The organism is Cetobacterium sp. (genome assembly GCF_977044495.1).
On the sequence record NZ_CDRRQU010000073.1, the window covers coordinates 1 to 6,248 of the forward strand.

Below are 6,248 nucleotides of genomic sequence, written 5' to 3' on the forward strand. Positions count from 1 at the left end.
GGAGCTCACTCTCAAGTTTGCGTGTATGAATTTAAAAAAATTAGCAATGTGGAAGTTTAGAAAAGACTTCTTCAATGCTAATTTTTTTAAAAGTAACTACAAATTCATAAAAATAAAAAAATGGCTATCAGATATTTATTATTCGATAGCCATTTGTCTACAGTCTGAAAGCTCTCAAAATTTGAGAGCTTTTACTTTAACCAATCTATGAAAACTTCGCATCACACAATCCGCATCCTGAGCAAATATGCCCATTATAAGAAAATGCAATTTTTTGTGCTCTCTGTTTTTTTCTCAATTCAGCTACGTGTCCTTCTCCCTCCCCATTAACATGATATTTCAACATCTCAACTAAATTGTCCATACATGAAGATAACCCTTTTATTGGGGCCCCCGAACATGGATTATCATCTAAAAGAGCAATAACTTTATCCACTTCCATTCCAGGAAGTAATTTGGAGATTGCATTCAAATTTCCCGGACATCCTTTCACTGCAGAAAAAGATGCTATTTTTCCGTCTTTAACTTCCACAGTCATCTCTTTAGAACACGCACCATAGGGTACTTCTGTAAATTTCACATCTTTTTTTACCTCTGCATTAGTAAAACTGCTCACCATTAAAACACCAGCTAATAAAAACAGATTTCTTTTCATAACTCTCTCCCCTTCTCTCTTGTATTTTTTATATATTATAATAAATTAATAAGCAACGAAGTTAGAATAAGCATAAATGCTCCTCCAATTCTAGATGAAATTTGAGCAAAAGGCATAAGTTCCATTCTATCCGCACTAGACAAAACAGCTACGTCTCCTGTTCCGCCCATGTTCGCCATACAAAGCCCTCCAGTTACTGAAGCTTCCACTATATAAAATCCCAAAAAATGCCCCATAACTGCTGTTCCTATAATCGCCCCTACAACTGTAGTCAAAACCAAAATTAAATAAGTTATTGTAAATGCATCTATAACTTGACCCAAACTAGTATATGCAATTCCTATTCCAACTAAAAGAGCTGAGGTAAAGTTTTTCGCTATGAATTGATACCACTTAGCAGCATAATTTTCATATTTTTTATCCACCAAATTTAGACCTTTAACTAACGCAACTGATATTATCATCAAAGCATAGGCATGCATTGGAATAAATTTAGATAAAATACTTCCAAAAATAAAAAAGGACAATGCTATCACCATTCCACTTCCCAACTCTTTTAAATCTGAAACTTTTTCTTCCTTTTCCACATCAATACTGTTATCGAATTTTTTTAATAACTTACCTTGACCACTTATATTTGGATATTTTTTACCGAGCTTATTTAAAAAAGCTCCTATCACTATTGCCACAGCATTTCCTAGAGCTACCGCTGGAACCATAACTGATAAAAGATCTGTTGGATTTTGATTTAATGCCTGACCAAATATTTGGGATAATGGTACTGCACCAGCTCCCATTCCTCCTCCCATGATAGGAATTGCTATATAGAACACCGATTTCGTGAAGCCATAACCTAAAAGCAATCCTACGATTCCAGTTAAGATTATAGATAGAAACAAACCTCCAATAATCACCGGTAAATACCTGATAGCCGCTTTTATTAAAAGTTTTCTATTCATTCCTAGAATACTCCCAACAATCAATGCCGCTATATAAAAGTCTAGAAAACCTCCACTTTTCATAAAACTCTCTACCGTTAAAAATATATTTTTTGGAAAAATACTATAATAAACTAGTGCTGCCGAAGTAAAAATTGTAATAATAGGTCCTCCTCCCAGATAATCTTTTACAACAGGCATCTTATTCCCTATATAGTCCAATACTGCACCAAAAGTCATTAGAAACGCAAGAGCACCTATCATTCCTTTAGGTAATGTATCAGTATATGCTCCCACTAAAACAATTACAAAAACTGGGATAAAGTATTTCAAGTCAAGCTCTAAAAAAGCCATTCGTTTTACATTATCCATATTTTTCAATAAAACAGCTTCTTGATTATTCATAAATATCCTCCTAGTAATGTTGTTAATACAGCTATATAGCTCATTATTTTCAATATGTCAAGAGGATATTCCATTTTTTTGTAATAAATACATTTTACATATAATCTTTTTATACCATTTATCTAACATTATATATCCAATCATAAAATAAAAAGCTGTAGATTTCTCCACAGCTTTAACCACTTAATAGTTATACTTTTACAATATAGTGATACTATTCTTTTTATATAACTCTAAAATTTTTTTATCTATTTTAGAATCGCTTATTAAAACTTTGACCTTTTCCAAAGGAGACACCTTTACCAAAGAATCCTTTTCAATTTTTGAACTATCAATTAAAATATATAACTCCTTAGAATTTTCGATTATTTTCTTCTGAACATTGGCCTCAGAAAGTGAAATATCTGTTATTCCATTCTCTAACGAAATACCACTAATTCCTATAAAAGCCTTATCGATTATAAAATTATCTATTATCGATTCTGCACATGACCCGAAGAATGCTCTCTCTTCATGCGAGAAAATTCCCCCTGTTAAAATAATTTTAAACTCTTTTTTATCTGAAAGTTCCTGAGCAATATCTATAGAATTTGTAAGAATCGTTAATCTATTAAATCTATTTTTCAATGCTTTAGCTAAAAAGAGTGTTGTAGATCCATCATTTAATGAGAGTGAATCTCCATCATTGATAAGCCTCATTGCTTTATCCACCAATTCTATCTTTTCATCTACGGATATTGTTAAACGCTCCAAATAATTCTTTACTTCCAATTTCTTTTCTAAAAGTTCAGCTCCACCATAAACTTTCTTAATCTTTCCAGCTTGTTCTAAATAGTCTAAATCTCTCCTGATAGTTTCAATTCCAACGTTATATTTATTTGCCAATTCAAGGGCTTTTACCACTTTTTTTTCATTAAGTTCCATTAATATTTCACTTCTACGCTCTTCTTTTAACATTTAAACACCTACTTTACTTTTTTATATAACACTATCAATCCAAATATATTTGGTAAAATTATCATTGTTAGAGATATATCTTGTATAAACCATATTGTTTTTGATGAAAACATTGGAGCTATAAAAACTCCACATAAAAATATAGCGTCATAAACTTTTAAGTCTAACTTTTTAATTAAATATTTAAAAGATTCTCTTCCTAGTAACCATTGCCCCAATATTGAAGAAAAACCAAACAATACCATAACACACCCCAATATATATTTAAAAGAGCGATGGACACTTTCAAAACTGGCAATCATTGCATGAGTAGGTTCTAAATCTTTAGCTAAATTAGTTGTCAAAAGAAAAACAACTCCTGAAAGTGTACAAATAACTAAAGTGTCAATAAAAATATCTACTATAGCATACAAAGAATCCTCTTTTGGATTAGCATCAGTTATTTTAGAATAAAATATTGCCGTTGTTCCTTCTCCAGCTTCATTTGAATAAACGCCTCTAGCCATACCAAATCGTAATGCTTCTTTCATGCTATATCCAACTGCTCCCCCTACAGCAGATTTTATATTGAACGCTGATAAAAATATATTTCTAAAAACTACTTCCAATTTGTCAAAATTAAAAATTATTATTAAAAAACATCCAAATATATAAAACATGGTCATAAATGGAACTAACTTTTCTGTAACCCTTACCATCCTCTTAAATCCACCACTGATAATTAAATAAACTAAAAACAGCAATATAAATGCTGTTCCTAGCTCTTTTATATCGAAAAAATTCAAAAAAACATCTTTTATAACATTTCCTTGAACTAAAGTTCCACCTGAGTTTTGTAACAGTAAAAAGAAAGCATAAAACCCACCTAAAAATCTAAATTTTGTGCCTTCACTTAAATAGTACATGGGACCACCTTGATAATCTCCATTTGCATTTTTTTCACGATATTGTATTCCAAGTGATATTTCTGCATATTTTAATGCCATTCCTAATATCCCTGAAATCCACATCCAAAAAAGAGCACCTGGTCCTCCGCTGATTATAGCGGTAGCAACCCCAATAACATTTCCATTTCCTATACAACTCCCCAAAGCTGACATCAAAGCCTGAAATGAATTTATATTTTTTTCCTGATTAATCACTCTCTGTTTAAAAAATTTTTTTAATATATAAGTAAATTTTCTTATTTGAATAAATCTTAATCTAAAACTATAGAAAATTCCCGTAGCTAATAAGATATAAACTAGCCACTCTCCCCAGATAAAATTAGCAACATTTTCTATAATATTCGTCATTATCCACTCCTTAAGCGATAACTTTATCTTTAGCTTTTTTCATTTGAATTTTTTTCATCAGAATTGAACTTAAAGTAAATCCTATTCCAGCAAAGATAGCCATACTTAAAAATATCAATTTGTATCCTGTCATCCCTGGAAAATTATCCAATATCCCACCGTATACTGAATATAAAAACATTCCCGGAGCATAACCAACAAAACTAGCCATTGCCATCGCCGAACCTGAAATTTCTTCTGGTAAATTTATCTCTCCTACTGGAGCAAAGAATATAGCTCTCTGAGAGAAAATCATTGTTCCAATAAGAAGTGTCGAAACTATTCCAACATATATATTTATACTCTCATGAGGTAAAAGCATAAATCCTAAAAGAGAGACACCAACAGCCAAGAAAGAATATTTTAAATATTTAGTAGGAGATTTAAACTTCTTATCCGCCATAATTCCACCGATAGGTCCTCCTAGCATCTTTAATCCATAGGCGTTTATTATACCATATACACTTACCAGTGTTAAAGGCATTTTATAAATATCTTTTAAAAATGGCATAAAATAAGTTAATCCGCAATAAATTGAATATACAGAAAAAGCATTGAATGCAATCATCCATAGTTCTGGCATCTTTAAAGCTGCTATATTATCTAATTTTTCTCCATTCTTCTTAGATGCGTTTACTGCTATTTTGTCATCTTCCAAACAGAAATAGCTTATTATTCCTATAGCTATTACAACTACAGCAAAATAAATGATTGAAGATTTAAATGAACTTATAGTAGACCCAAAGTATGTGAATATGAATAATCCTATCGATACAACTACTGTGTCAACTAATCCTCTTCCTGTCTCTAAAAATCCAAACAATCTTCCCTGCTCACTGTCATCTCCTAGCGATTTTATAGATTTTAAAAGCACTGGCCAGTACATCATATCGCAAGTGAATCCAAACAATATCCAAATAATCATCAATTGTTTATATCCCGGAAAGAAAAAAGCCATATATAAACCTAACAATCCTGTTAAAATAAGAGATAATGGCAATGATTTCTTTTTAGAAACTTTATCTGTAAAATAAACTGCTGCTCCAAATCCAAATGTTGTGACAAATCCGTTAATTGACATTAAAGTTCCTATCTCAGTGTGACTTAACCCCATAAATTCTTGCATTTGCCCATAAAATACTGACTTTAAAAAGGGAAGTTTATATATACTTCCTGCCCCTAAAACTAATATAACATAGGTAAACCACTTCTTAAAACTTTGTTCTTTTGTCATATTTCCTCCATATTTATTTGTTTTGTATCAATTTTATATCAATTTTATCTTTAAAAGTCAATTTTTTTTATTTTTTTCTTGCTTTTTACACAAAAACATATATAATACTAATACAAAACAAATATCAAATCGGAGGATTGTATGAAAATTGGAATAGAGACAGAGAGTTTTCATTTATTTTTTCAATATAAAAAAATGAATATCTTGGATTTTATTAGAAAAGCAGCTGAAATGGGATTTGAAGGAGTAGAGCTAAATATGATTCCAGGTTGGGGAATCGAAGATGATCTTGGGCAAATGGGACCTGATACAAAGGAAAATTTAGACGCTATAAGAGATGAAATCAAAAAATATGGGCTTTATGCAGAGATTGATACAAATGGAACTGATGAAGAAAGTTTGAAAAAAGCTATAAGAGTCGCTCATCATATCGGTGCAAATGTTATAAGAACTTATATTAAATTTAATAAGTTTGACTCTGAAGTTTATAAGCAAACTACAGAAGATTTAAAAAATATTGTAAGCGAACTAAAAAAATATAGAATTAAGATTGCCTTAGAAAACCATGAATATGAGACAGCAGATGAATTGATATCTATTATAGAAGAAGTTAATTCACACTGGGTTGGATTACACTATGACTTTGGAAATGCTATGATGGCTTGGGAAGAACCGGTTGAAGCTGCTAAAAAAATGGCAAAATATACATATACAACAAAATTTAA

Annotated in this window: 7 protein-coding genes; 2 read left to right on the plus strand and 5 right to left on the minus strand. The window is 30.9% G+C overall.

The annotated features are described in order from the left end of the window. The coding region (locus ACWI69_RS11535) for a hypothetical protein (RefSeq protein ID WP_448821981.1) at positions 1–211 on the plus strand (211 nt) is incomplete at its 5' end. On the opposite strand, the gene ACWI69_RS11540 is transcribed toward ACWI69_RS11535, so the two are convergent. The 5 genes from ACWI69_RS11540 to ACWI69_RS11560 all read right to left on the minus strand — a co-directional run bounded on the left by ACWI69_RS11540 (position 206) and on the right by ACWI69_RS11560 (position 5,523). Beyond that, positions 206–655 (minus strand): TSCPD domain-containing protein, encoded by a 450-nt coding sequence (locus ACWI69_RS11540; RefSeq protein ID WP_448821982.1) that lies wholly within the window; start codon positions 653–655, stop codon positions 206–208. The two genes, ACWI69_RS11535 and ACWI69_RS11540, sit on opposite strands and share 6 nt — an antisense overlap. 35 nt (positions 656–690) lie before the next feature. Beyond that, positions 691–1,998 (minus strand): 2-hydroxycarboxylate transporter family protein, encoded by a 1,308-nt coding sequence (locus tag ACWI69_RS11545; protein WP_448821983.1) that lies wholly within the window; start codon positions 1,996–1,998, stop codon positions 691–693. 198 nt (positions 1,999–2,196) lie between these two features. Beyond that, positions 2,197–2,955, minus strand: a complete 759-nt coding sequence (locus tag ACWI69_RS11550) for a DeoR/GlpR family DNA-binding transcription regulator (protein WP_448821984.1) — start codon at positions 2,953–2,955, stop codon at positions 2,197–2,199. An 8-nt stretch (positions 2,956–2,963) separates the two neighbouring features. Continuing rightward, positions 2,964–4,250, minus strand: a complete 1,287-nt coding sequence (locus tag ACWI69_RS11555; protein WP_448821985.1) for an alanine/glycine:cation symporter family protein — start codon at positions 4,248–4,250, stop codon at positions 2,964–2,966. A gap of 10 nt (positions 4,251–4,260) precedes the next feature. Continuing rightward, positions 4,261–5,523, minus strand: a complete 1,263-nt coding sequence (locus ACWI69_RS11560) for an MFS transporter (protein WP_448821986.1) — start codon at positions 5,521–5,523, stop codon at positions 4,261–4,263. Positions 5,524–5,664: 141 nt separating this feature from the next. Between ACWI69_RS11560 and ACWI69_RS11565 the strand changes: the two genes are divergently transcribed. Then, on the plus strand, positions 5,665–6,248 hold a 584-nt coding region (locus ACWI69_RS11565), incomplete at its 3' end, for a sugar phosphate isomerase/epimerase family protein (protein WP_448821987.1).